Source organism: Euzebya tangerina, from assembly GCF_003074135.1.
Classification (GTDB): domain Bacteria; phylum Actinomycetota; class Nitriliruptoria; order Euzebyales; family Euzebyaceae; genus Euzebya; species Euzebya tangerina.
Genome location: NZ_PPDK01000001.1, coordinates 2,437,412 through 2,460,322, shown reverse-complemented (window position 1 = coordinate 2,460,322; position 22,911 = coordinate 2,437,412). Strand labels below are relative to the sequence as shown.

Genomic DNA, 22,911 nt, shown 5'->3' with positions numbered 1-22,911 from the left:
ATCGGAGATCGTTGTGATTGCTGTCGCTGGTTGGGGGTCAGGTATCGGTGGCTGCAGGGTCCGTCGCGGCGGCGTCGGTATGCCGGTTCAGCAGATGGGTGGCGGAGTCGGCCGCCGCCAGCCGCACCCGGCTGCCGTCCCAAGTCGCGATCTCGGTGAGGTGGTGTCCCTCGACGTCGGTGTAGCGCTCAGGTCGGGCGAACAGGCTCACGCCATCGAACCTCGTGGCCCGCAGCACCTCGTCGTCGTCGCTTGCGGCCATCGCCACGAACGCCCGGAGGCCGCGCTTGCTGTGCGATCCGACGGCCGTCACGCCGCAGGTCTTGAGGATCCGCACCTCGGCCATGAAGGCCTTGGTCTGGCGGGTGGCGAACCAGGCCTGGATGATCCACAGAGCGGCGAACAGCAGACCGAGCACCAGCACCGTGGTGTTGGTCACGCCACGACCTCCTCAGCTTGATCGTCCTGGTCAGCCTGGGCGGAGCGGTTGTGCAGTCGGATGGCGGCAGCGGCCGCCGACTGGTCGCAGATGATGACGTCCAGGAAGCCGGCGCGAAGTGCACCCAGAACGCCAGCGCCCTTCTCGTGTCCGGCCGCGACGCCGACGACGGTGTTGATCTGGGTGATCTCATCCGGCGCGAGCGCCAGGACCCGGTCGTCCAGCGGTCCGTGCAGGACCTGACCGTTCTCGTCGAAGAAGCGGGCGGCGATGTCGCCGACGGGGTGCAGCGCCTCCAGTTGGTTCCGCTCGCCGCTCGTCAGGTACGCCGAGTCGACCAGCTGCGCCGAGAAGCCCGTGCCGTAGGCGCCGATGCCGACCAGTGCGACGTCCGCAACCTGGGCTCGCTCGAGTTCGCGGGCAATGCCCGGGTTGCGGCGCAGCTCGGCGACCATCTCGGGGCTCGAGCAGAGCGCGGGGGCGTGGAGGTAGTTGTAGGAACCACCCACGCGTGCGGCCAACTCGCGCACCACGTCGTGTCCGGACACCTCGGGGTCCACCTGCAGGTCACCGCCGATCATGCACACCTCCACGTCCATGGCGCCGTCGATCTCGACGGAGCGGACGGTCGACCGCAGCGTCCGTCCCCAGGACAGGGCCACGCTGGTGCCGTTTCGCAGGTTGGTCTCGAGCCAGCGGGCGGCGAGCTGGCCGATGGGTTCGGTCGGGTGGATCCCGCTGTCGCCATCGGCCTGGTGCTCGGCGGAGAGGACCCACACCTCGCGGAGGGAGGGGAACAGACGGCCGAGCTCGGCCTCCAGAGCGGAGTGCCGCCCCAGTGGGTGTCGCACGCGGAAGTGAACGATCCCCTGGTCGCGCGCGGCCTGCAACATGCGTGAGACGTTGGATCGGGTGGTGTGCATCTCGCGGGCCACCTCGCTCTGGGTCAGACCGTCCAGGTAGTACCGCTGGGCGGCCCGAGCCAAAGCCGTGGGTTCACGCGAGGGGCTCATGAACAGCACTCAATCGCCTGGATGCACATCGAGCAAGTAAGACTCACATATGTGCGCTACGCCCTCGCCGTGGCGCTGGACCGACTCCCTAGACCCAGCGGCCGCGGTCCCACTCCGACACCCACGACTCGGCCACCAGGAGGTCGTCGAGCGTGGTGATCTTGATGTTGCGGCGGTCGCTGGCGACGTGGCGGATGGGGGTCGAGCGGTAGACCTGCACCGTCTCGGCCGTGTCCACCCCGTGGAAGTTGTCGGCTGCAGCGGCGCTGTAGGCCGCCGTCAGATCCGCCAGTGAGAAGAGCTGCGGCGTCTGCACGCTGACCAACTTGGAGCCGTCGACCAACCGCCCGGACTGGTCGACGATGTCGTCGGTGAAGCTGTGGGCCGGCACCACGCCGGCCCCGGTCCCCGTGGCCGTGTCGACCAGCCTGGCGACCAGGTCGAGGGTCAGGAACGGCCGCGCCGCGTCGTGGAGCATGACCCACCGCGTCTGGGGTACATGTTCGACGATGGCCTGCAGACCCGCCCACTCGCTCGCATGGCGGGTCGACCCACCAACCACGGCCGCGCGCACCTTGGTCGGTTGCACCATGGCTTGCACATCTGCCCAGTGCGTTTCGTCCACGTCACGGATGACCACTACGATGTGGTCGACATGACTGCTGAGTTCGACCGTCTCCAGCGCGTACTGCAGGACAGGTCTCTCTCCCAGGGGGACGTACACTTTGCTGATGTCGTCGGAGAACCGGGTGCCAGAGCCCCCGGCCAGGACAACGGCGGCGACCTCACTCAACCGATGGGCTTTCGACGCTCCAACGTCACGACCTGCTGCATTGACATGACCCTATGAACGCCGGCCACAATCTGCAAACAGCTTTGCTGCGCACCAGCGTGGTCGAGTTGGCGTCCCCTCGGGTCGTCCACATCGAGGGCGAGGACGTGCTGCTCCTGACCTACGACCAGATCGGCCGCGAGGCGCGCTCGCTCGAGTGCGCCACCGCGCCGCTGCGACAGGTCGTTGACAACGCCCAGGCCGCCGATGTGGTGGCCTTCGTGCCGGATCACATCGTCGAGCCTGACCTGACCCCGATGCTGACGGCGGGCTGCAAGCAGTTGACGGAGTTCACCGTGGCGGCCTTCTACGCGCCGGTGACCGACGCGGTCAAGGAGATCAAGGGCGGTGTTGTCACGGGGCCGGTCGACCGGTCGACGCTGGCATGGGTCCGGGGTCCGGCGTTCGTGCCACGGGATCTGCTGTGGCACGCGTTGATGGCGCTGCCGACGCCGACCGTGCGTCCGCTGACGGTGGCCTCATCCATCGTCGACGACTTCACCATCGGCCGCCTCTAGCTAGCCGGCCGGCTGCGCCTCAGCCGAAGATCCGCCGGAGCAACCCGCGGAGGCCGCCTCCTGAGCGCCGCGTCGACGTCGTGTGCGTTCGCCGTCGGCTGCTGCCCGAGAGCATGGAGCCGATCTTCTGCAGGATTCGTCCGAGTGCGTTCTTGTTCATGGCCATGCCTTCCCCACGCCCGGCCCTCGTGAAAAGCCAGCCCCAGCCGGCAGACGTCGCCTGTGCCGGCCTCGCGTCCTAGAACGGTGGGGGAGACAGGGGCTCGCCCGAGTCCGCCTTGGCCTGCAGTGACGCCGGCGGGACGAACCGCTCGCCGTAGGCATCAGCCAACTCCTTGGCCCGCGCGACGAACCCGGTGACGCCGCTTGCGGTCTTGGCCGGGGGCATTCCGGCGTAGCCGTCGATGAACTGGATCACGCCACCGGTCCACGCCGGGAAGCCGATGCCGAAGATCGAGCCGATGTTCGCCTCGGGCACGGTCTCCAGAACGCCCTCGTCGAAGCACTTGACCGTCTCGATCGCCTCAGCGAACAGCATCCGTTCCTGGATGTCCTCCAGCGGGATGTCGGCCTCGGGGTTGATCGGGAAGGTCTCGCCGAGCCCGTCCCACAGTCCCTGCCGCTTCCCGTCGTCGTCGTAGGTGTAGAAGCCGGCGCCCTCCAGGCGCCCCGGGCGGTCGAGTTCGACCATCGTCTCGACGACGGCGATCCCGGGGTGGGCGACGTAGTCGTCCCCTTGGGCCTCCTTCGCCTCGTTGTTGATCTTGAGCGACAGCTTCATGTTGAGCTCGTCCATGAGCTGCAGCGGCCCGGTCGGATACCCGGCCATCTCGCCCGCGCGGTTGATCTTCGCGGGGCTGATCCCCTCGGCGACCATGGCCAAGGCCTCCATGAGGAAGGTCCCGATGACCCGTGAGGTGAAGAACCCGCGGCTGTCGTTCACGACGATGGGGGTCTTGGAGATCTGCTGCACGACGTCGATCGCCTTGGCGACCGCGGCGTCCGAGGTCTGCTCACCCTTGATGATCTCGACCAGGGGCATCACGTCAGCCGGGCTGAAGAAGTGCAGGCCGATGAAGTCCTCGGGGCGCGAGACACCCTCGGCCAGCGTCGTGATCGGGATGGTGGAGGTGTTGGAGCACAGCAACGCGTCGTCGGTCAGCCGGGGCTCGGCGTCGCCGAAGACCTCGTGCTTGAGCGCCGTGGACTCGAAGACCGCCTCGATGATGAGGTCACACCCCTCGAGGTCGTCGTAGTCCTCGGTGGGGGTGATCCGACCCAGGATGTCGTCCATCTTCGCCTGGTCGATCTTGCCCCGCTCGAAGCGCTTGGCGAGCTTCTTCTCCGCGTACTCCTTGCCGCGCTCGGCGTTGGAGAGTGAGACGTCCTTGATGACGACCTGCATCCCAGCCCGCGCACAGGCGTAGGCGATGCCAGCACCCATCATCCCAGCACCCAACACCGCAACCTTCTTGGCGGTGTGGCGGTCGTAGCCGTCCGGCCGCGCCGTCCCCCGGTTGATCGCCTGGAGGTCGAAGAAGAACGCCTTGGTCATGTTCTTCTGGACCTGACCGGTTGCCAGGTCGGCGAAGTACCGCGCCTCGATCTCCCAGGCCCGGTCGACCGGAACCTGCAGCGACTCGACCGCGGCGGCCAGGATGGCCCGCGGAGCCGGCATCGGGGCACCCTTCAGCTGCTTGCGCAGGTTGGAGGGGATCCCGGGCGCCATCATCGCGTACTTCGGGTTGCTCGGCGTGCCGCCGGGGACCTTGTAGCCCTTGACGTCCCAGGGCTGGGTGACTTCGGGGTTGGCCTTGATGAAGGTCCTGGCCGCGGGGATCAGGTCCTCGGTGCTGTCGACCAGTTCAGAGATCACACCGAGCTCCAGGGCCTTCTCGGGTGAGAGGTCCTGCCCTTGGCCCATGACGTTCATCATGGCCGAGACCACACCCAGCATCCGGGTCAGCCGCACGATGCCGCCACCCCCGGGGAGCAGGCCGAGCTTGACCTCGGGCTGGCCGAACTTGGCCCGCGAGCCAGCAACCGCGATCCGGTGGTGGCAGGCCAGCGCGATCTCGAGGCCCCCGCCCAGCGCGGTGCCGTTCAGGGCTGCGACGACCGGGATCCCGAAGGTCTCCAGGGTCCGCAGGTCCCGCTTGATCTCCATCGAGTTCTCGTAGATCGACTGGGCGTCGTCCGGCCCGGCGCGGTAGAGATCGTTGAGGTTGCCGCCCGCGAAGAACGTCTTCTTGGCCGAGGTGAGGATCACACCCGTGATGGCCGAGTTGTCATCTTCGAGTTCGTCGCCGATCCGCCGGATGGTGGCCGACAGCGACGCCTTGAAGTCGGCGTTCATGGTGTTGGCGCCCGCGTTCGGGTCGTTGAAGGTGAGGGTGAGGACGCCGTCGTCGGCGAGGTCCCACTCGATCACGTTGGTGTGGTCAGACACTATGTTCCTCTTTCTCTGTACGCATGATGGTGAGCGTCACGACACGACAGTCCGCGCCGGGGCTGGGTCGGGACGTGCCCGGAAGCAGGCTTTCAAGGGCGCAGCCGCGGAGCGGCCGCGATCCGCCTGCGGAGTGGCATGGTCCCGGACCAGCCCCAGCGCAGACGGGACAAGAGTCGACGCTCAGACCCGCTCAACAATAGTGGCGATTCCCATGCCCCCACCGACGCAAAGCGTGGCGAGGCCGGTCGACAGGTCGCGACGCTCCAACTCGTCCACCAGGGTCCCGAGGATCATCGCACCCGTGGCACCGAGCGGGTGCCCCATGGCGATCGCGCCACCGTTGACGTTGGTGCGGTCGTGGGGGATGCCGAGATCGCGGTGGGTCTTCAGCGCCACGGCGGCGAAGGCCTCGTTGATCTCCAGCAGATCGATGTCGCCCGCGGTCATGCCGGCCTTGCCGAGCGCCTTCTGCGAGGCGGGAACCGGTCCGGTCAGCATGATGGTCGGCTCGGATCCGATGACCGCCACGGAGATGATCTTCGCGCGCGGCGTGAGGCCGTTGCGCGTGCCGGCGTCCTCGGATCCCACGAGGATCAGGCCCGCACCGTCGACGATGCCGGAGGAGTTCCCGGCGTGGTGGACGTGGTTGATCTTCTCGACCTCGGGATACTTCTGCAGCGCCACCTCGTCGAAGCCGCCCATCTCGGCCTGTGCCTTGAACGACGGGCTGAGCTTGGCCAGGCCCTCCAGGGTCGTGTCGGGCCGGACGTGCTCGTCGTGGTCGAGGATCGTGATCCCGCTCGGGTCGGTGACCGGGATGATCGAGCCGTCGAAGTAGCCGTTGGCCTGGGCCTTTGCGGCGCGGACCTGGGACTCGAGCGCGAAGCTGTCGACGTCCTCGCGGCTGAAGCCCTCGATGGTGGCGATCAGGTCGGCGCCGATGCCCTGCGGAACGAAGTAGCCGTCGTAGTTGGTGGCCGGGTCCATGCCGTAGGGTCCGCCGTCGGAGCCCATCGGGACGCGGGACATCGACTCGACACCGCCGGCGAGGATGAGGTCCTCCCACCCCGAGCGGACCCGGGCGGCCCCCTGGTTGACGGCCTCCAGGCCCGACGCGCAGAAGCGGTTGAGTTGGACGCCGGCAACGGGCTGCGGCCACCCGGCGGCGATGACGGCCGTGCGGGCCAGGTCAGCCCCCTGGTCCCCCACCGGTGAGACGACGCCGGTGATGACGTCGTCGATCTGGGCGATGTCGAGCTCGGGGTTTCGCTTCTCGACGGCGGACAGCAGGGTGGTCAGCAGATCGATCGGCTTGACGGTGTGCAGCGCGCCGGAGGACTTGCCTCGGCCTCGGGGGGTACGGAGTGCGTCATAGATGAAGACGTCGTTCACGTGTGCGTCCAATCGGGGTAGAGGGTCGCCGGGCAAGAAGGATGAGCCATCGGGGGTGGTCGGCTGACTCGACTGTAACCCGGCAGGTATGGCAATCTCCAAATCAAACTGACTGGAGTCACCCAACTATTCCGAGGTGACGAAATCAGGCTCGCAAGGTCACCCGAACCCCCGGAAAGAGCGCGTCGTGACAAGCCTCGGCATCACCATCAACGCACCCCTCGACGAGTTGCCGGCGCTGGCCCAGCGCGCCGAGGCAGGTGGCGTGGACGCCCTCTGGGTGGCCGAGACCGACCGGACGGCGATCATCCAGGCTGTTGTCGTCGCCCAGGCGACCGAGCGGGTCCAGGTCGGGACCAACATCTCGCTTGCGTTCCCGGTCGCACCAGCTGCGCAGGCCATGCTCGCCTGGGACGTGGGTGAGCTCTCCGGCGGACGGTTCACGATGGGTCTCGGCTCTCAGGTCAAGCGCATCATCACCGACCGGTTCGGCGTCGAGTTCTCTCCGGCGGCCGCCCGCATGCGGGAGTACGTCCAGGCGATGCGATCCACGTGGGCCTTCCATCGGGGTGAGCCTGACGCGGCCTTCGAGGGAGAGCACTACCACGTTCGCCACCCCGGGGTGACCGGTGGTGGCGCAGCCGCCGGCTCGGAGCTGGAGATCCCCGTCTACGTGGCCGCGGTCGGCCCGTTGATGGTGGCCGGTGCGGCCGCGGTGGCCGACGGGATCCTGGGGCACCCCTTCACCTCCGACCGCTACATCGAACACGTCGTCCAGCCCCGCATCGCCGAGGGGTTGGAGGCCGCTGACCGTGATCGAGCGGACTTCAAGCTGGCCCAGGGGGCGATGATCGCGGTGAGCGAGGACGGCACGCAGGCCCGGGAGTGGGCCAAGCAGCAGATCGCCTTCTACGGCACCACACCCAACTACAAGGGGGTCTTCGAGTCCTACGGCGACGGACACCTGACCGATGAGCTGCGGGCGGTGTTCAAGGCCGACCGCGGCAACGTTGATGCCCTCCGTGCCGCCGTGCCGGAGTCAGCGGTGGACCGCTACGCCGTCGCCGGGACCCCCGATGAGGTAGCGGACCAGTTGGCCTCGATGAGCCATCTGGCTGACCACTGGGTGGTCGGAGGACCGTGGTACCTGATGACGCCGGAGGAGGCGGAGGCCAACCTGATCGCCACCCTGGACACGCTGGCTCCGCTCGCCTGACGCGCTCCCACGACCGAGCAGCGCGTCAGGGGCAGGGGGACTCGAGGAAATCCCGCTGCATCGCCGAGATCATCGTGTAGTCCCCCACGAAGCGGGCGGGTGCCCGGACGCCGTCCCGGCAGGTGGCTTCTCCCGTCTCAGCGGGGATGACCCCCTGCGCCACCAGGAGCATCGGCCAGGACAAGTCGGCGGCGTACCCCGTGGCCGGCAGCGCGAAGGCCCAGGCATCCGGATCCGACCCGTTGGCGATGACGTAGCCCGCCTGATCGGTCGTCAGCAGCTCATCGCTCACCGCGACCGCGGTGGAGAATCGGTTGCTACCCGCGATGCGGCGGTCGGCCGAGGCTGCGCCGGCCACCTCTTCCGTGACAGCCGCGACGCCGCCGACCACGACGCGGGACACGCTGGGCCGCTCACTCAACCAGGCAGACACCGAGGGGTGCAGGGCCTCGGTGGGCGTCAGCAGCACCGGGACCCGATCGCGAGCGGCCCACACACCTGCGGTCACCGAGTCGGCCCAGGCGCTTCCGTCGATGAACGGCCCGTCGGCGCGGACCAGGGCCACATCGGTCAGGGCCCCGACCTGCTCGGCCTCGTTGGCGATGGCGATGGCCGTCTCGATCCGGGTCGGGCCCGACAGTCGGATCACGTCGTACCCCAGCGCGACCAGCTCCTCGGCGACGCCTGTTCCCAACGCTGCCTCACCACCGAGCAGGTACACCAGACCCGCATCGCCCAGGGTGCGGCGCAGTTCCTCCTCCACGTCCTCGGCCAACCCGTCGCCGTCGGAGAGCAACATCGGTCCACGGCCGAGCAGCACCGTCCCCGCCAGCGCGTCGGCGAAGACGTCCGAGCGCGCGATCACCACATGGGACGCGATTGCGGTCTGGGCGACGGACTGTGGTCCGGCGACCGGCGCGAACCGGGCCCGCGACACCGCCACCGAGTGACTGATGGCGCTGATGACGGAGGTGGCCGGGCCGATCTCGATCACCGGCGGACCATCATCCTCACCGGCCCGTGATGGGGGCGGTTGGGCGGTGACTGTGAGCGGACTGAGCGTGACAGCCACGGCGGCTGCGACCAGTGCCCCGAGCAAGCGAGATGGGCGCACGGCCTAGAGAGTAGGCGCCCACCGCACAGCGTCACCAGAAGTGAAACCGGTTCGAGGGACTAGCTACATCGCGGAGCCCCCCAATCGCGCTACATCGCGTAGCCCCACCAATCGCGCTACTTCGCGTAGCGACGCATGTGCACGTTCTGGATCAACCCGACCAGCACCCAGGACGTGATCAGACTGGTGCCGCCGTAGGAGATGAACGGCAGCGGCAGTCCGGTCACCGGCATGATGCCGATCGCCATGCCGATGCTGATGAACATCTGGAAGGTGAAGATGCTCACCACGCCGGCCGAGATGAGCGTGCCGAACATGTCTCGGCTGGTCGCCGCGATCCGCATCCCACGCCAGATCAGGATGCCGAAGAGGCCGAGCACGAGGATCGAACCGAAGAAGCCGGTCTGCTCCCCCACCACGGTGAAGATGAAGTCGGTCTGACTCTCGGGGACGAAGCCGGAGAGCGTCTGGGAACCACTCCCGAGGCCCTGCCCGAAGACCCGCCCCGAGCCCACGGCGATCTGAGCCTGGACGACGTTGTAGCCGGCGGCCAGCGAGTCGGTGCCCTCGGGATCCAGGAACGCGGTCAGGCGATCCAGTTGATACTCCTGCACGATCCCCAACTGGAGCGCGGCCGCGATGGCGGCGACAGACCCCGCCACGAGGCCCAGCAGGTAGCGGACGTGCACGCCGGCCATCAACAGGATCCCGGCGACGATGACCGCGAACACGATGAAGGTCCCGAAGTCGGGTTGAAGGAGGATGAGCCCCATCGGGATCAGCGCGAACGCCAGCGCCTCGAGGAGCGCTCGCAGGCCCAGACTCTCCTCGCGGTACTCGTGGAAGTGCGCCGCCAGCATCAGGACGATGGCGATCTTGGCGAACTCGGCTGGCTGGAACTGCAGCGGTCCGATCCTGAACCACGCCTGAGCACCATTGACCGTGGCGCCTGCAACCAGCACGAGAGCCAGCAGCAGGACCGCTCCCCCGTACGCCACGACGGACCAGGCCCGGAAGTTCCGGTAGTCGAACAGGGTCGTCACCGCCGCGGCCACGATCCCCAGCAGGAAGGCGATGACCTGACGCTGGATGTAGATGTTGCCCTCGCCCTGGACCACGGCCGGGTCACCCGCGGTCGCCCCGCCGATCATGACGAAGCCCAGCAAGGTCAGGGCAAGTGCCGCGAACAGCAGCAGCCAGTCGATCTGGGTCGCTGGGGCGAAGGTGCCAGCCCAGCTCCGCTGGATGGACTCGCGGGCAGCGCGGTCGACGCCGCGTGAGGTCAGGCCGCTCACTCGGTGACCTCCCCCGCCTCGATCACGACCTCCTGATCAGCCAGAGCGCCGAAGATGGCTTCGACGATCGGGGCGGCGATCTGCGAGCCGCTACCGCCCTCCTCCACGAAGGCGACCACGACGTAGGTCTCACCGTTGATCGGCTCCATGTTGTAGCCACCGAACCAGGCGTAGGGCTGACGCGGCTTGTTCTGTGCCGTACCGGTCTTGCCGGCGATGGTGACGGGGAAGTCCGCGAAGGTCCGATAGGCCGTCCCACCCTCCTCGTCGGTGGTGACCAGGACCAGGCCCTGCTCGATGAGCTCGAGGTGCTCCTGGGCCACCGGCACCTCGTGCAGCAGTTCCGGCTCGTTGACCAGGACGGGCTCGCCGTCGTTCTCGAGGACCGCACGCACGACGTGGGGCCGGAGGACCGGCCCACGGTTGGCCACCGCCGCGAACATGTTGGCCACCTGCATCGGGCTCATCTGGACGTCCCCCTGGCCGACGGACATATTGACCGCGTCACCACCGCGCCAGAGATAGCCCTCGTTGCACAGCTCGGTCAGCAGCTCCCGCGTCCCGCTGCCGGGCTCGGCCCCGTCGGCCTGGGTGCAGGTGACCTCCCGGGAGTCCACCCAGAAGTTGAAGCGCCAGTCGCGACCCGGAACCACGCCGTCCCGCTCACCGGGCAAGTCGATGCCGGTCACGCTGTCCATCCCGAACGCCCGGCTCATCTCACCCAGGAACTCGAACGGTGCCTCCGGAGCCTCACCGGTCTCACGAGCCTCGGCAGCACGAGCGTTGTAGCTACCGCCGTTCTCGGAGTTGACCTCACGGTTGAACATCCGGTTCGCCAACTCGAAGTAGACGGTGTTGCACGACCGCATCAGCGCCTGCGGGATGTTGAGCGACCCCTCGTCGACGGTGTTCCAGTTCCGATAGACGTTGCCGATGTCACCCAACTCGAACTCGGCCGGGCAAGGGATGAAGTCGTTCTCGCCGATCACGTCGTAGGTCAGGGCGGCCGCAGAGGAGATGACCTTGAAGACCGAGCCCGGCGGATAGGTCCCGGCGATCGTCCGGTTGATCAACGGGAAGTGGTTGGCCTCGCTGTTGAGGAAGCCCCAGTAGTCGCTCGAGACCCCGCCGACGAACTCCTCCGGGTCGAAGGTGGGGTGGGAGGCCATCGCGACGATCTCACCGGTGTCGGCGTCGAGGACCAGCGCGGCGCCTGCAGGTGCGGCGAACGTGCCACCCCGCCCGATCCCGGTCTCCCCGTCGTCGGTGCCTCGCGCCAGCTGGATTCCACCCTCGAGCGCCTCCTCGACCTCCTGCTGGATCTCGAGGTCGAGGGTTAGCTGCACGGTGTCGCCGGGGATCGCCTGGGGGGCGTCCTCGTCGGTCAGGTCTTCGAGGATCTCCCCGACGTTGTTGACCCGGACGCGCCGCTCGCCCTCGATGCCCTGCAGGTACTCCTCGTAGGTCGCCTCGACGCCGGCCCAGCCGATGATGTCCCCAGGGCCGTACTCGGCGTACCGCTCCTCCTCGAGCTCCTCGGCGCTGATCTGACCCGTGTAGCCGACGACGTGCGCGGCAAGATCACCGAAGGGGTACTCACGTAGCGGGATGCGCTCCGCCGTCACGCCCGGAAAGCGCGTAGGCCCGTTCTGGTGGATGTAGAGGATCACGTCCTCGGGTACGTCGATGGCGATGGGCCGGTTGGCGAAGGGGCCGGCATTGGTGTCGTCGATCCGCTCGTTGATCTGGCTGGGCGTCAGGGCGAGGATCTCGGAGAGCTGGGCAACCGTCTCGGCCCGCGTTTCCTCGTCGCCCATCTGGTCGGGTCGGACGGACACGACTTGGGCGAACCGGTTGTCGACGATGGCCATGCCGTTGCGGTCGACGATGTCGCCACGAGGTGCCTCGACGTCGATGGTGCGGATCGACTGGTCCTCGGCCCGCACGGCGAAGCGGTCGCCGGTCATCACCTGCAGGAACCAGAGCCGACCGACGAGCAGCACGAAGAGGCTGACGATCAGGGCACCGAGGAACGTCAGACGGAGTGCGGTGCTCTGCCGCGAGACCGGCGGCTTCGCGTTGGTTGGCTGCACGACGGACCACGGTATCGGTGGTGCGCAGTTACTTCTGCCTGTACGGGGAGGCCGGTGGTCGCGGCATGAGCGACATGGTGCAGGAACCCCGCACAACGCAGGCCTCGTGCGGCATGTCACCGGATGGTCACGAGGACGCCAGCGACGGAGGCGGGAACTGCTTGACCAGCCACCGGGTGGGGCGGAGCACCAGCGGTGACACCAGCGCCGAGTACAGCCCGACGACCACGGTCGCGAGCAGGACGCGCGGCAGTGACGGCTCGATCACCCCGAACATCAACCCCAGGAGCCCTGCAACCAGGGTCCCGGCGCCGGACAGCGCGCCGCAGAGCGCGATCGAGCCCGTTCGTTCCGAGGCCGCGATGTAGGGCTTCATCCGCCCCGCGGCATACCCGGCGCCCATGACGACCAGGGCGCCCAGGCCGACCAGCGCCGCCTGCCCGCTGATGAGGTCCTGGGCCAGACCCGCCGCGAAGCCCAACTTGATCCCCATGTCGGCTCCCTCCACCAGCGCGACCGCAACCACCATGACGATCAGCACATCGGGACGGAACGACAGGAACGCGAAGGTCGGCAGCAGCGTGGTCTTCAGCAGGAGTGCCACCAGGATCAGTCCAGCGAACACCACAACCCGGATCGGCACGGCCTACTGCCCGTCAGTCGGGCTTGCGGTGGCCGTCGGCGTGCCGCTGGGGTCTGGGGAGGGGGAGGTGCCTGGCAGGTCCACGCCGGGAATGGTCGGCTCGTCCTGATCGGGGCCGATGTCCACCGTCGGTGGGTCGACCAACTGCGGTGCGATCAGCTCCCCCTCGCCGAACTCCTCGGAGTCCTCCCGTCCCGCCACCACGACGGCGACGGTGGACAGCGCCGAGAAGTCGACGAAGGGACGAACCTCCAGGAATCGCTCCCCCTGCGGATCACCGTCGGGCGGCGTCTCGAGCACCCCGACGGGCAGACCGCTGGGGACCAGAGATCCCTGGAACACCTGGGTCACGATGGTGGCGTCCAGCGGCACCTGCGGATCGGAGTCGATCATCGTCAGCTGCAGCAGGCCACTCCCCTGCCCCACCAGGGTCCCACGGTCACCGGACTCGGCGACGCGGACCGACAGCCGCCCCTCGGTCGAGGAGAGGAGGTTCACCCGCGCTCGGGTGCCCGTCACCTCAACGACCAGGCCGACCACGCCCCGTTCGTTGATCACGGCCATCTCGGGCGCCACGCCCTGAGCAGCGCCGACGTCGAGCACGATCTGCCGTTCGAAGCTGCCCGGTGGGGAGGCGATCACCCGGGCGCCGACCAGTTGGACCTGCTGTTGCTCGGCCATGTTCAGCAGCCCCTCGGCTTCGGCGAGCCGTCGTTCGAGGTCGGCCTGAACCTGGAGATCGAGGCGCAGCAGCTGGTTGTCGGTCTCCAGCGCGTCCACCCGTGACCGCAGGGTGCCGACCTCGAGGATGGATCCGAAGAAATTGCCGATGGGCCGCGTGATGGCGGCGAAGCCGTTCTGGATCGGCGCGAAGACGCCATCGGCGGCCTGCTGGGCCGACCCGACGGGTCCACCCGTCTGGCGGAAGTCCAACGTGATCAGCACCAGCGCGATCAGCACCAGCGCACCGACCAAGGTGCGTCTGTTCCTCACGAGTCGTGTCCCTCCCGCGTGGTCGGGGCGCCGATCAGTGTCGCGAGGATGAGATCAGGACCCGCTTCAGCGCCTCGAACTCCTCCAGGCACTTCCCGGAGCCGATCGCCACGGAGTTGAGCGGTGCGTCAGCGACGTGGATCGGCATGCCGGTCTCGTGCTTCAGCCGCTCGTCCAGCCCCTGCAGGTGCGCCCCGCCACCCGTCAGGACGATCCCCTTGTCCATGATGTCGGCGGCGAGCTCGGGCGGGGTGCGGTCCAGCGTGTTCTTGACTGCGTCGACGATGGAGTTGACCGGCTCCTCGATGGCCCGGCGGATCTCTTCGGCGGAGATGATGATCGTCTTGGGGAGTCCGCTGACGAGGTCACGCCCGCGGATCTCGGCGTGGGACTCCTCCGGCATCGGGAAGGCAGACCCGATGGCCATCTTGATCTCCTCCGAGGTCCGCTCCCCCAGCATCAGGCTGTACTCCTTCTTGACGTAGTTGATGATCGACTCATCAAGCTCGTCGCCGCCGATGCGGATGGAGGCGGAGGTCACGATGCCCCCCAGGGAGATCACGGCCACCTCCGTGGTTCCACCGCCGATGTCGACGACCATGTTCCCGGCCGGCTCGTGGACCGGAAGGCCGGCACCGATCGCGGCCGCCATGGGCTCTTCGATGATGTAGGCGGCGCGGGCGCCGGCCTGGATCGACGCCTCCTCAACAGCCCGCTGCTCGACGCCGGTGATGCCCGACGGGACACAGACGACCACCCGCGGTTTGTTCAACCAGGTCATGTAGCGGCGGCGGTGGACCTTGCGGATGAAGTAGTTCAGCATCTTCTCGGTCACGTCGAAGTCGGCGATGACGCCGTCCTTCAGTGGCCGGATCGCGACGATGTGGCCGGGGGTCCGACCGATCATGCGCTTGGCCTCTGCGCCGACCGCCAGGATCGCACCGTTCTTGGTGTTGATGGCGACCACGGACGGTTCGTTCAACACGATGCCGCGCCCACGCACATACACGAGCGTGTTCGCGGTCCCCAGGTCGACAGCGATGTCGCGGCCGAACAGGGGAAGGGTGTTGAGCTGCTGAGGAGGAGTTGACAAGGGGTGGTTCCGGGGTGGGCGGTCGCTTGAGTGTAGCCCTCAGGCGCCGCCCACATCGGGACCTGTCCAAGGTCTGCCCGGACAGGGGCCGATTCTCCGGAACCGCCCCGATCCGGCCGCTCAGGCGCGGGTGAACCAGATCTGCATCTCGACCGTGCCGTTGTCCTCGATGGACACCACCGGGCCCACCTGCGGGGCCTCGATCCCGTAGTCGGCGAAGACCACGTTGGTGCTGCCGACCACGACGATGTTGCCGTCCGCGACCTGGGCCTCCATGTCGACCTCGACGGGGTTGGTCATGCCGTTGACGGTCAGGTCGCCGCTGGCGGTGAAGGCGATGGGTGTCCCTTCGGCGGGGACCTCACCGAAGTCAACGGGGCTGGTCAGCTCGAAGGTGCCGATCGGGTTCTCGTCCACGTTCATGGCGTTGCGCATCGCGTTGTCGCGGCGCGGGATGTCGCTCTCGATGGCTGCGAAGTCGGCTTCGATCGTGGCCGCCTCCAGCACGGTGCCGTTGATCTCGAGGCTGCCTGAGACGGCGGGCGTGCGTCCCACGGCTTCGGTCTGCCCGACGGTGCTCAACTCCTCATTGACCCGGAATCCAGCGAACGTGGAGGTCGCATCAGCGAAGTCGAACTCACCGATCGTGGTGTCGACCTGCCAGGTGCCCGAGGCGTCAGCCAGGGCGTCGCCGGCGTCGTCTTCTGCTGCGGTGGCTGTTGCCTCGCCGTCACCCGCAGCGTCGGCAGACTCGGTCTGCGGTGCGCCGTCGTCGGAGGCAGCGTCCTCCGTGCTCTCCTCGTCGTCGAGGGCGGTCAGCGCGTTGTCCAGGCTGGCCTCCTCGGCGGCCGGACGGTTGAGGTAGAGGAACCCGCCGACGGCGCCGAGAACGACGAGGACGACGATTCCGATGATGATGTTTCGGGAGTTCGATGAGGTGCTCATGCTTGCCCTATACGACGACCGGGACGGATTGGTTCACGAAAGGATCACCAGTGGTTTCAACTCTTATCATCGGTGACGGCCCAGCGGGGCTGTCGGCGGCTCTATTTCTGGCAAAGAATGGCCATGAGGTCTCGGTGTACGGCACCGACGAGACCGCGATGCACTACGCCTGGCTGCACAACTACCTGGGTGTTCCCGACACGCACGGCAGCACGTTCCAGGAGATCGCCCGGGCACAGGTGACCGAGCAGGGGGCCACGCTGGTCGACGCCCAGATCACCGCCGTCCGGGCTACCGGCGACGGCTTCGTCGGCTCCACCGAGCAGGACGAGGACGCTGTGGCCGCCGACTACGTGATGATCGCCGGTGGGAAGGCGTCGGCCAAGCTGGCCGCCTCCCTGGGCGTCGACACCTCCGGTGAGGGGATCGACACCGATCGGGACGGTCGGACCGACGTGGACAAGGTCTACGTGCTGGGCCGCGTGGCCAAGCCCAATCGCAGCCAGGCCATCGTCTCGGCCGGGATCGGAGCGGCCGCGGCGCTTGACATCCTCTCGAGAGAGGCCGGGGAGGACGTCCACGACTGGGATTCCCCACCCAAGGACGACGGGTGAGGTGGGACGCGTGAGGTGGGGAGGGGGCGGCGTCGAGTGGCCCTCATGACGACGCTCGATCACATCTTCGTGGCGACGGAGACCGACGGCGGCGTCCACGCATCGGCGCTGGAAGAGGCCGGCCTTGTCCCCTCCTACCGGCGGCGGCATGTGGGGCAGGGGACGGCCAACATCTGCTACGCCCTCGACGACGTGTTCATCGAGCTGCTGTGGCTGGTCGATGAGGCCGAGGTCACCTCCGCTGCCGTCGCCCCCACGGCGCTCGGCCCGCGGGTGGCCCGACAGGACGGAACGTGCCCCTTCGGCGTGGCCGTCCGAGGGTCAGGCCCGTCTGCGCCGACCTTCGCGTGGGCGCCGACCTTCCTGCCCGACGGCATGACGCTGCCGGTGGCGGAGGCGTCCCGGGACCCAGCCCTGCCGTTGGTGTTCGCAAGCCCGGGGACGGCAGGGCCCGCGGAGTGGACCGACGGCCGGGCGGGGGCACGACAGACGGCGGCTGGGCTCACCCACTGCCAGGCGACTCGACTGGACGTCCCCAGCTCGCTGGTCGGGCATCCTCTGCTGGCGTCGCTCGCTGGCGATGTGGGCGCTGAGATCCTGCCGGCCGACGGGTGGCGCCTGTCCTTGGAGGTGGCGTCGACCGCCGGGCCGACCCGAACCATCGAGCTCTGGGCGGACGGTGCCCGGGTGAGCTGAGACCCGTACAGAGACCTCGTCAGGCGGACCAATACCGAGGCCGCGCTACGGGAAGAAGATACCGATCTCGCGCTCGGCCGACTCGGGGCTGTCCGAGCCGTGGATGATGTTCTCGCCGATGATGGTGGCGAACTCCCCGCGGATCGAGCCCGGCGAGGCCTCCAGCGGGTTGGTCGCGCCGGCCAGCTGACGCATCGCCACGATCGCCTCCTCGCCTGACACCACCAATGCCACGAGCGGGCCACCGGTGATGAAGTCGACCAGTTCGCCGAAGAAGGGACGCGCTTCGTGCTCGGCGTAGTGCTCCTCGGCCACGGCCCGCTCCAGCGTGCGCAGCTCCATCTTCTCGATGGTCAGGCCCTTGCGCTCGATCCGGCGGATGACCTCGCCGATGAGACCCCGACGAACGCCGTCGGGCTTGATCAGGATGAGGGTTGATTGGGTGCTCATGGCCCGGCAGGGTACGCGCTCCCGCCGGCGATGGCGGAGCACGTCGTATCACGGGCCCCGCGCCCGGTCTCTTCCCCCGTGACGCCCATCCCCCGATTCACCCAGGAGTCGAGATGCCCACCACACCGCGCAGCCGCCTGGGTGACGGCGATCACCACGAGCTGCGGATCCACGGCGTGGCCGGGTCGCCGCCGGACGCCGTGCTCGATGACCTGCGGCTGACCCACCCGACACCGGACGACTGCGGGGACGGCGGGGACGACGTGACGGTCTGGGGCCGCGCCACGACCGACCGGGGCGTCCGGGCGTACTCGTGGGGCTCGGTGACCTCGGGCAGCGTCTCGACGGCCCTGTACCTGCTCCTCCTGCCCTACCTGCTGACCAACCTCGCCGGGTGGGCGGCGCTCCCTGGTCAACGCTCCGGGGCCTCCTCGCTCCACGCTGGCGGGGGCACCCGGCCACTGGGGGTGCGGTTGGTCGCGGCCGCGGTACGTCTGGCGGGCCTCGGCATCACGATCATCTTCGCGCAGTGGGCGTTGCTGATCGCGGTCGACATCGTCGCCTACCAGTGGGGGGTGCGCGTCCGCGGGTTCGATCCGTGGGTGCTCGGCGCTGGACTGCTGGTTGCCTGGGCGGTCGTCGAGCTCCAGCGCTGGGTGACTCGGGTCCGCTTGCGGCCGGGTGCACCGCCGCTGCGGACCGACACCGAGACCATCGATCCCGTGGGGTACGCCTGGATCACCCACGAGCAGGCGCGTTTGTGGGACTCCCCCGGCACCATCGCGATGCAGCGCAACGCCCATCACGCCGCCGCGCTCGGCGCGATGGCCTGGGTCGCGGTGGCCATGACCACGGCCTGGGGAGAGGCACCGTCCACGATGCTGGAGGCAGCCTCGGCGTTCCTGGCGATCCCGCTGGCCGTGATCTCGTTGGTCACGGGCATCGGCCTGACCGTGGCCCACTCGTTGGCCCCGGGCCGCTCGACCCCGCCTGCGGCAGTGGTGGTCTCGCGTTTTTCCGCGTGGGTCCCGCGGGCAGCGATCGTGGCCGCCGTGGTCGTCGTCACGTCGATCAACCTGCCACAGGCGATGGTCGAGGCCGGTCCGGCAGCGGACGGTCAGCCGGCGCAGTCGATGGTGTTCGACGGCCCGGTCGAGGACCTGTCCATGGACGTGGTGGAGGAGTTGGAGGAGGAGGGGCGGCCGCTCTTCCTCCCCGTCATCCGGGACGTCGGGGTCGCGCTCACCGTCCTGTCCACCGTCTGGCTGGTGGTCGCGGGGTTTCTGGCCTTCGCCGTCAGAGACCGCTCCGCGGACCGCTCGGACGGTTGGTCGCGGAGCCGCTGGGCGCCCTTCAACCTGACCGGGTTCCTCCTGCTGGCCGGTGCCGTGGCCGCCGGGATGGGAGCCGCCGGGTCGCTTGCGGTCAGCCGCCTGCTGGGTGGAGACCGGTCCGGGCAGGTGCTCGTCCCCGGTCCACTGCCGGAGGCACTTGCGATCAGCTTCGCCGCACTCCTGCTGGCGCTGGGATGGATGCTGCTGATCGGACTGGTCGTCCAAGTGCGGCAGGTGGCTGGTCTGGCGGCGGGGCCGGGGGCATCAACCGTGGAGCAGACCACCAACGTCCCGAGCGACGGTTCGAGGCGCCGGTTGGTGATCGTGACCACTGCGGTCCAACGCCTGCTGCGGGGCGGTTCCTGGTTGATGGCGTCCCTCACGGCGGCTGGTCTGATCGGCGTCGTGCTGCTGTTGTGGCTGAGCAGTGGGGCCGAGAACCCCCTGGTCGTGCTGGACGGCCTGCCGGCGGTCTCCCAGTCCATCGTGATGGCAGCCTTGGCGCTGGTCGCGGGGTTCGTCGCGCTGGGTGTCGCCTTCCTCGCCGGAGGTCGGTGGGCCGTGGTGGTGTTGGTGGTGCTCGTCGTCGCCGCCACGGTGGCCGTTGCGCTGCTCCCGAGTGAGCGGGTGATCGGGGCGATCCGGCCCGCGGCAACCCTGATCGGCCTGTTGGGGCCGGCTTCGCTGATCGCGGGCAAGGGCCTCTCGTCGATCAGGAACCGCTCCCAGCGACGAACGATCGCGATCCTCTGGGACGTCGGCACCTTCTTCCCGCGCTGGTTCCACCCGCTGTCGCCGCCGAGCTACGGCGACCGTGTCGTGACCGACCTGACGGCGCTGGTGACCGAGGAGCTCCAGGACCCGCAGCGGACGCTGATCCTCTCACCACACAGCCAGGGCACCGTCATCGCCGCCACGGCCGTGCTTGGCCTCGAGACTGACGTGGACACCTCGCGGCTGGGTCTGCTGACGCACGGCTCACCGCTGCGGCAGTTCTACGCCGAGTTCTTCCCCCGGCTGTTCTGGCAGCCGACGCCTGCTGCGCTGCGGGACCGATTGGACGGGACTCGGTGGATCAACCTGCTCCGCACCAGCGACCCGATCGGCGCACCCATCGATCTGCCGGACGGACCGGACGTCGACCGCGTGTTGACCGATGACCCGTGTGCCCGCAACCACATGGTCTACGGGCGGGAGCCCGAGTACACGCAGGCGCTGGCCGATCTGCAGGCTCAGCTCGGCTAGTGCTGCGTTACCGCGCATAGCCCGTGCACGTCCTCCGGCGGATGCGTGAGATAACACGCCACCAGCGAACAGCTGTGCGAGGGTGTGCGCCATGACCGACCCTGACAGCGACGAGCCGGACACCAGCGGCGTCGACACCGACGGAGTCGCCCTCGACACCGACGCGCTGGAGGGCTGGCTGGCGGATCACGCGGGCACCAGTGGCCCGCTGACGGCCACCCAGATCGCCGGCGGCCGCTCGAACCTCACCTATCGCGTCGAGGACGCCGACGGGCAGGCCTTCGTGCTCCGCCGCCCACCACTCGGTGACCTCCTCCCCGGTGCACACGACATGTCCCGGGAGCACCGCGTCATGGCCGCCCTGGCCGACACCGACGTGCCGGTGCCGGAGATGGTGGGGATCAGCACCGGGCCGGACTCGGTCCTGGGGGCCGACTTCTACGTCATGCGGTTCGTCGAGGGGCAGATCGTCCGCACGGCGCGGGAGGCAGAGTCCCTGGAACCGGCCGTCCGGCGGGCGGCGGCCGATTCCCTGGCCCGGACCATGGCCACCCTGCATGCCCTGGACCCGCAGGAGTTGGGGCTCGGTGAGCGGGCCAAGGGCGAGAACTACCTGGCCCGGCAGCTCCACGTGTGGCGCCGGCAACTGGACGCCCAGAAGGGCCGTGAGCTCCCCGTGATGGACGACCTGCACGCGCGGCTGACGGCCGCCATCCCCGACCAGCGCGCCGTCGGCATCGTCCACGGCGACTATCGGTTGGACAACGTCATGCTCGCTGACGACGGCTCCGTCGCGGCCGTGCTGGACTGGGAGCTGTGGACCCTCGGCGACCCCCTGGCCGATGTCGCCATCACGATGTCGTACTGGACCGAGGCGGAGGACGCCGCCGCCGAGATCATCGGCCGGCCGACCACCGTGGAGGGCTTCGGCAACCGTGGGGACTTCCGCCGCGCCTATCACGCCGCCGGCGGCCAGGAGATGCCCGACCACCTGGTGCCCTACTACCTGTCGTTCGGGGTGTGGCGACTGGCCGCCATCATCGAGGGCGTGTACCAGCGGAATTTGGCGGGCGCCTACGGCGAGCAGGCCGAGAGTGTGCGCATGTTCGAGGAGTACGTCCCCGCGATGGCCCGGGATGCGGCCGCCTACGCCGACGAGGCCGGGATCTAGGAGCTCGTCTTGGCTCGCAGGCCGTCGCCAGGACCCTGACGGGTCTACGCCGGGTCGAGGCCCAGCAGCTCCCGCGCCTCCCCCACCAGGAAGAGGGATCCGGTCACGACGACCCCGTCGGAGGGGCGGGTGACACCGTCAGCCAGGTCCAAGGCGTGGTCGACGTCGTCGGCCTCCTCGCAGCTGAGGCCGAGTTGGTCACAGACGGCCGTGATCCGCGACGGGTCGCCTGCCCTGACGTTGTCGGGGGCCACGGCCACGACGTGGTCCACCGCAGGGGCCAGCGCCTGGACCATCTCCTCGACGTCCTTGTCCTCCAGGATCCCGAGCACGGCGACCCGCCGCTCGAACGCGAAGTCCTGGGTCAGTGCCGCGGCGAGGCTCGCGATCCCAGCCGGGTTGTGAGCCCCGTCCAGGACGATCAGGGACTGGCCCTCCCGGGGGATGGCCTCCAAGCGGCCCGGCACCTGCGCGCCCGCGAAGCCCTCCCGCACCAACTCGGGGTCGAGCTCGACCTCGAAGCGGTGGTACGCCTCAAAGGCCGCCAGGGCAAGGGCCGCGTTCACGGCCTGGTGGCGTCCGTAGAGTGGGAGGAACACCTCGTTGTGCGTCGACCCGACCCCTTGCAGGTCCACCTGCTGGCCGCCGACGGCGGCCGCGCGTCCGAGCAGCTCGAAGTCGACGCCCTCGATCTTCAGGACGGCGTCCATGGCGTCGGCACGGTCGCGGATGACCGACAACGCCGACGGCTCTTGGGCCGCGCAGACCGCGAAGGACCCGGGCTTGATGATCCCGGCCTTCTCCGCAGCCTTGTCCGCCACGGTCGGGCCGAGCTCCGGATGATCCAGGCTGATCCGGCCGATCACGGCTACAGCGGCATCCACCACGTTCGTGGCGTCCCAGGTCCCGCCCATGCCGACCTCCAACACGGCGACGTTCACCGGGACGTCGACGAAGTGCAGGATCGCCAACGCCGTGAGCACCTCGAAGAAGGTCACCGTGTCGTCGTGACGCGGGTCCACGACATCCAGGAACGGCTGCAGATAGGCGATGTGGCGGGCCAGGTCCTCCTCCGCGATGGGGACACCCGCGACGCGAATCCGCTCGGTCACCGACTGCAGGTGCGGACTCGAGTACGAGCCGGGGATCAGCCCTGCAGCGGTGCACAGGCTGGCGAGCATCGCCGCGATCGACGTCTTGCCGTTGGTCCCGGTGACCGTGATGGTGTCGAAGGTGGTCTGCGGGTTGCCGAGCAGCTCCGCGAGATCGGTGATGCGGTCCAGGTCAGGAACCATCCGGCCTGGCTGGCGTTGGAAGATCGCAGCGATCGCCGCGTCGAAGGAGCTGGAGGATGACACGGAGG

Annotated in this window: 21 protein-coding genes; 6 read left to right on the top strand and 15 right to left on the bottom strand. The window is 68.6% G+C overall.

Annotated features, from left to right (window positions below; translation table 11 throughout):
* Nucleotides 1-37 precede the first annotated feature (37 nt).
* The 3 genes from C1746_RS11360 to C1746_RS11350 form a co-directional block, all read right to left on the bottom strand.
* Nucleotides 38-439: a transcriptional regulator GutM gene (locus C1746_RS11360; protein ID WP_116714690.1), complete on the bottom strand. Its 402-nt coding sequence runs from the start codon at nucleotides 437-439 to the stop codon at nucleotides 38-40.
* Entirely contained in the window at nucleotides 436-1,452 is a 1,017-nt protein-coding gene (locus C1746_RS11355; RefSeq protein ID WP_162867647.1) for a sugar-binding transcriptional regulator, read from the bottom strand. The genes C1746_RS11360 and C1746_RS11355 overlap by 4 nt, the downstream gene beginning before the upstream one ends.
* An 88-nt stretch (nucleotides 1,453-1,540) precedes the next feature.
* On the bottom strand, nucleotides 1,541-2,245 hold the full coding sequence (locus C1746_RS11350) for an IspD/TarI family cytidylyltransferase (RefSeq protein ID WP_116714688.1): 705 nt from the start codon (nucleotides 2,243-2,245) through the stop codon (nucleotides 1,541-1,543).
* 83 nt (nucleotides 2,246-2,328) lie between these two features.
* On the opposite strand from C1746_RS11350, the gene C1746_RS11345 reads away from it, so the two are divergent.
* A complete protein-coding gene (locus C1746_RS11345; RefSeq protein WP_116714687.1) occupies nucleotides 2,329-2,802 on the top strand; it encodes a hypothetical protein in 474 nt (157 codons plus the stop codon).
* Between the two features lie 19 nt (nucleotides 2,803-2,821).
* Here the strand turns inward: C1746_RS11345 and C1746_RS22045 are convergent, their stop codons facing one another.
* The 3 genes from C1746_RS22045 to C1746_RS11335 all read right to left on the bottom strand — a co-directional run bounded on the left by C1746_RS22045 (nucleotide 2,822) and on the right by C1746_RS11335 (nucleotide 6,646).
* Complete coding sequence (locus tag C1746_RS22045; protein WP_162867646.1) at nucleotides 2,822-2,962, bottom strand: hypothetical protein; 141 nt, start codon at nucleotides 2,960-2,962, stop codon at nucleotides 2,822-2,824.
* A gap of 78 nt (nucleotides 2,963-3,040) precedes the next feature.
* The gene (locus tag C1746_RS11340; protein WP_116714686.1) at nucleotides 3,041-5,251 is read right to left on the bottom strand and encodes a 3-hydroxyacyl-CoA dehydrogenase NAD-binding domain-containing protein; all 2,211 of its coding nucleotides are present in this window, start codon (nucleotides 5,249-5,251) and stop codon (nucleotides 3,041-3,043) included.
* Nucleotides 5,252-5,434: 183 nt separating this feature from the next.
* Nucleotides 5,435-6,646, bottom strand: a complete 1,212-nt coding sequence (locus tag C1746_RS11335) for an acetyl-CoA C-acetyltransferase (protein WP_116715680.1) — start codon at nucleotides 6,644-6,646, stop codon at nucleotides 5,435-5,437.
* A 187-nt stretch (nucleotides 6,647-6,833) separates the two neighbouring features.
* Here C1746_RS11335 and C1746_RS11330 point away from each other — a divergent pair, with 187 nt between their 5' ends.
* Complete coding sequence (locus tag C1746_RS11330) at nucleotides 6,834-7,862, top strand: LLM class flavin-dependent oxidoreductase (protein ID WP_162867645.1); 1,029 nt, start codon at nucleotides 6,834-6,836, stop codon at nucleotides 7,860-7,862.
* A 25-nt stretch (nucleotides 7,863-7,887) separates the two neighbouring features.
* Here C1746_RS11330 and C1746_RS11325 read toward each other — a convergent pair whose 3' ends face one another.
* From C1746_RS11325 to C1746_RS11295, 7 genes are all read right to left on the bottom strand, one after another.
* Complete coding sequence (locus C1746_RS11325) at nucleotides 7,888-8,976, bottom strand: cell wall-binding repeat-containing protein (RefSeq protein WP_116714684.1); 1,089 nt, start codon at nucleotides 8,974-8,976, stop codon at nucleotides 7,888-7,890.
* A gap of 116 nt (nucleotides 8,977-9,092) precedes the next feature.
* Nucleotides 9,093-10,271, bottom strand: coding sequence for a rod shape-determining protein RodA (gene rodA / locus C1746_RS11320; RefSeq protein ID WP_116714683.1), 1,179 nt, complete (start codon nucleotides 10,269-10,271; stop codon nucleotides 9,093-9,095).
* Nucleotides 10,268-12,364: a penicillin-binding protein 2 gene (gene mrdA / locus C1746_RS11315; RefSeq protein WP_162867644.1), complete on the bottom strand. Its 2,097-nt coding sequence runs from the start codon at nucleotides 12,362-12,364 to the stop codon at nucleotides 10,268-10,270. Before mrdA ends, rodA begins: the two co-directional genes overlap by 4 nt.
* 127 nt (nucleotides 12,365-12,491) lie before the next feature.
* Nucleotides 12,492-13,007 carry a rod shape-determining protein MreD gene (gene mreD / locus C1746_RS11310; protein WP_116714681.1) on the bottom strand — a complete coding sequence of 172 codons (516 nt, stop codon included), beginning with the start codon at nucleotides 13,005-13,007 and terminating at the stop codon, nucleotides 12,492-12,494.
* A 3-nt stretch (nucleotides 13,008-13,010) separates the two neighbouring features.
* Nucleotides 13,011-14,000, bottom strand: a complete 990-nt coding sequence (gene mreC / locus C1746_RS11305) for a rod shape-determining protein MreC (protein ID WP_116714680.1) — start codon at nucleotides 13,998-14,000, stop codon at nucleotides 13,011-13,013.
* 34 nt (nucleotides 14,001-14,034) lie between these two features.
* Nucleotides 14,035-15,093, bottom strand: coding sequence for a rod shape-determining protein (locus C1746_RS11300; protein ID WP_276309972.1), 1,059 nt, complete (start codon nucleotides 15,091-15,093; stop codon nucleotides 14,035-14,037).
* Between the two features lie 120 nt (nucleotides 15,094-15,213).
* A complete protein-coding gene (locus C1746_RS11295; protein ID WP_116714679.1) occupies nucleotides 15,214-16,038 on the bottom strand; it encodes a YceI family protein in 825 nt (274 codons plus the stop codon).
* Between the two features lie 50 nt (nucleotides 16,039-16,088).
* On the opposite strand from C1746_RS11295, the gene C1746_RS11290 reads away from it, so the two are divergent.
* A complete protein-coding gene (locus C1746_RS11290; protein WP_116714678.1) occupies nucleotides 16,089-16,652 on the top strand; it encodes an FAD-dependent oxidoreductase in 564 nt (187 codons plus the stop codon).
* 45 nt (nucleotides 16,653-16,697) lie between these two features.
* On the top strand, nucleotides 16,698-17,348 hold the full coding sequence (locus C1746_RS11285) for a VOC family protein (RefSeq protein WP_162867643.1): 651 nt from the start codon (nucleotides 16,698-16,700) through the stop codon (nucleotides 17,346-17,348).
* 45 nt (nucleotides 17,349-17,393) lie between these two features.
* Here the strand turns inward: C1746_RS11285 and ndk are convergent, their stop codons facing one another.
* Nucleotides 17,394-17,798 (bottom strand): nucleoside-diphosphate kinase, encoded by a 405-nt coding sequence (gene ndk / locus C1746_RS11280; protein ID WP_116714676.1) that lies wholly within the window; start codon nucleotides 17,796-17,798, stop codon nucleotides 17,394-17,396.
* Nucleotides 17,799-17,911: 113 nt separating this feature from the next.
* Here ndk and C1746_RS11275 point away from each other — a divergent pair, with 113 nt between their 5' ends.
* Both C1746_RS11275 and C1746_RS11270 read left to right on the top strand, forming a co-directional pair.
* Nucleotides 17,912-20,377 carry a hypothetical protein gene (locus C1746_RS11275; protein WP_116714675.1) on the top strand — a complete coding sequence of 822 codons (2,466 nt, stop codon included), beginning with the start codon at nucleotides 17,912-17,914 and terminating at the stop codon, nucleotides 20,375-20,377.
* Between the two features lie 91 nt (nucleotides 20,378-20,468).
* Nucleotides 20,469-21,548: a phosphotransferase family protein gene (locus C1746_RS11270; protein ID WP_116714674.1), complete on the top strand. Its 1,080-nt coding sequence runs from the start codon at nucleotides 20,469-20,471 to the stop codon at nucleotides 21,546-21,548.
* Between the two features lie 44 nt (nucleotides 21,549-21,592).
* Here the strand turns inward: C1746_RS11270 and C1746_RS11265 are convergent, their stop codons facing one another.
* Nucleotides 21,593-22,906 (bottom strand): bifunctional folylpolyglutamate synthase/dihydrofolate synthase, encoded by a 1,314-nt coding sequence (locus C1746_RS11265; protein WP_205711814.1) that lies wholly within the window; start codon nucleotides 22,904-22,906, stop codon nucleotides 21,593-21,595.
* Nucleotides 22,907-22,911 lie beyond the last annotated feature (5 nt).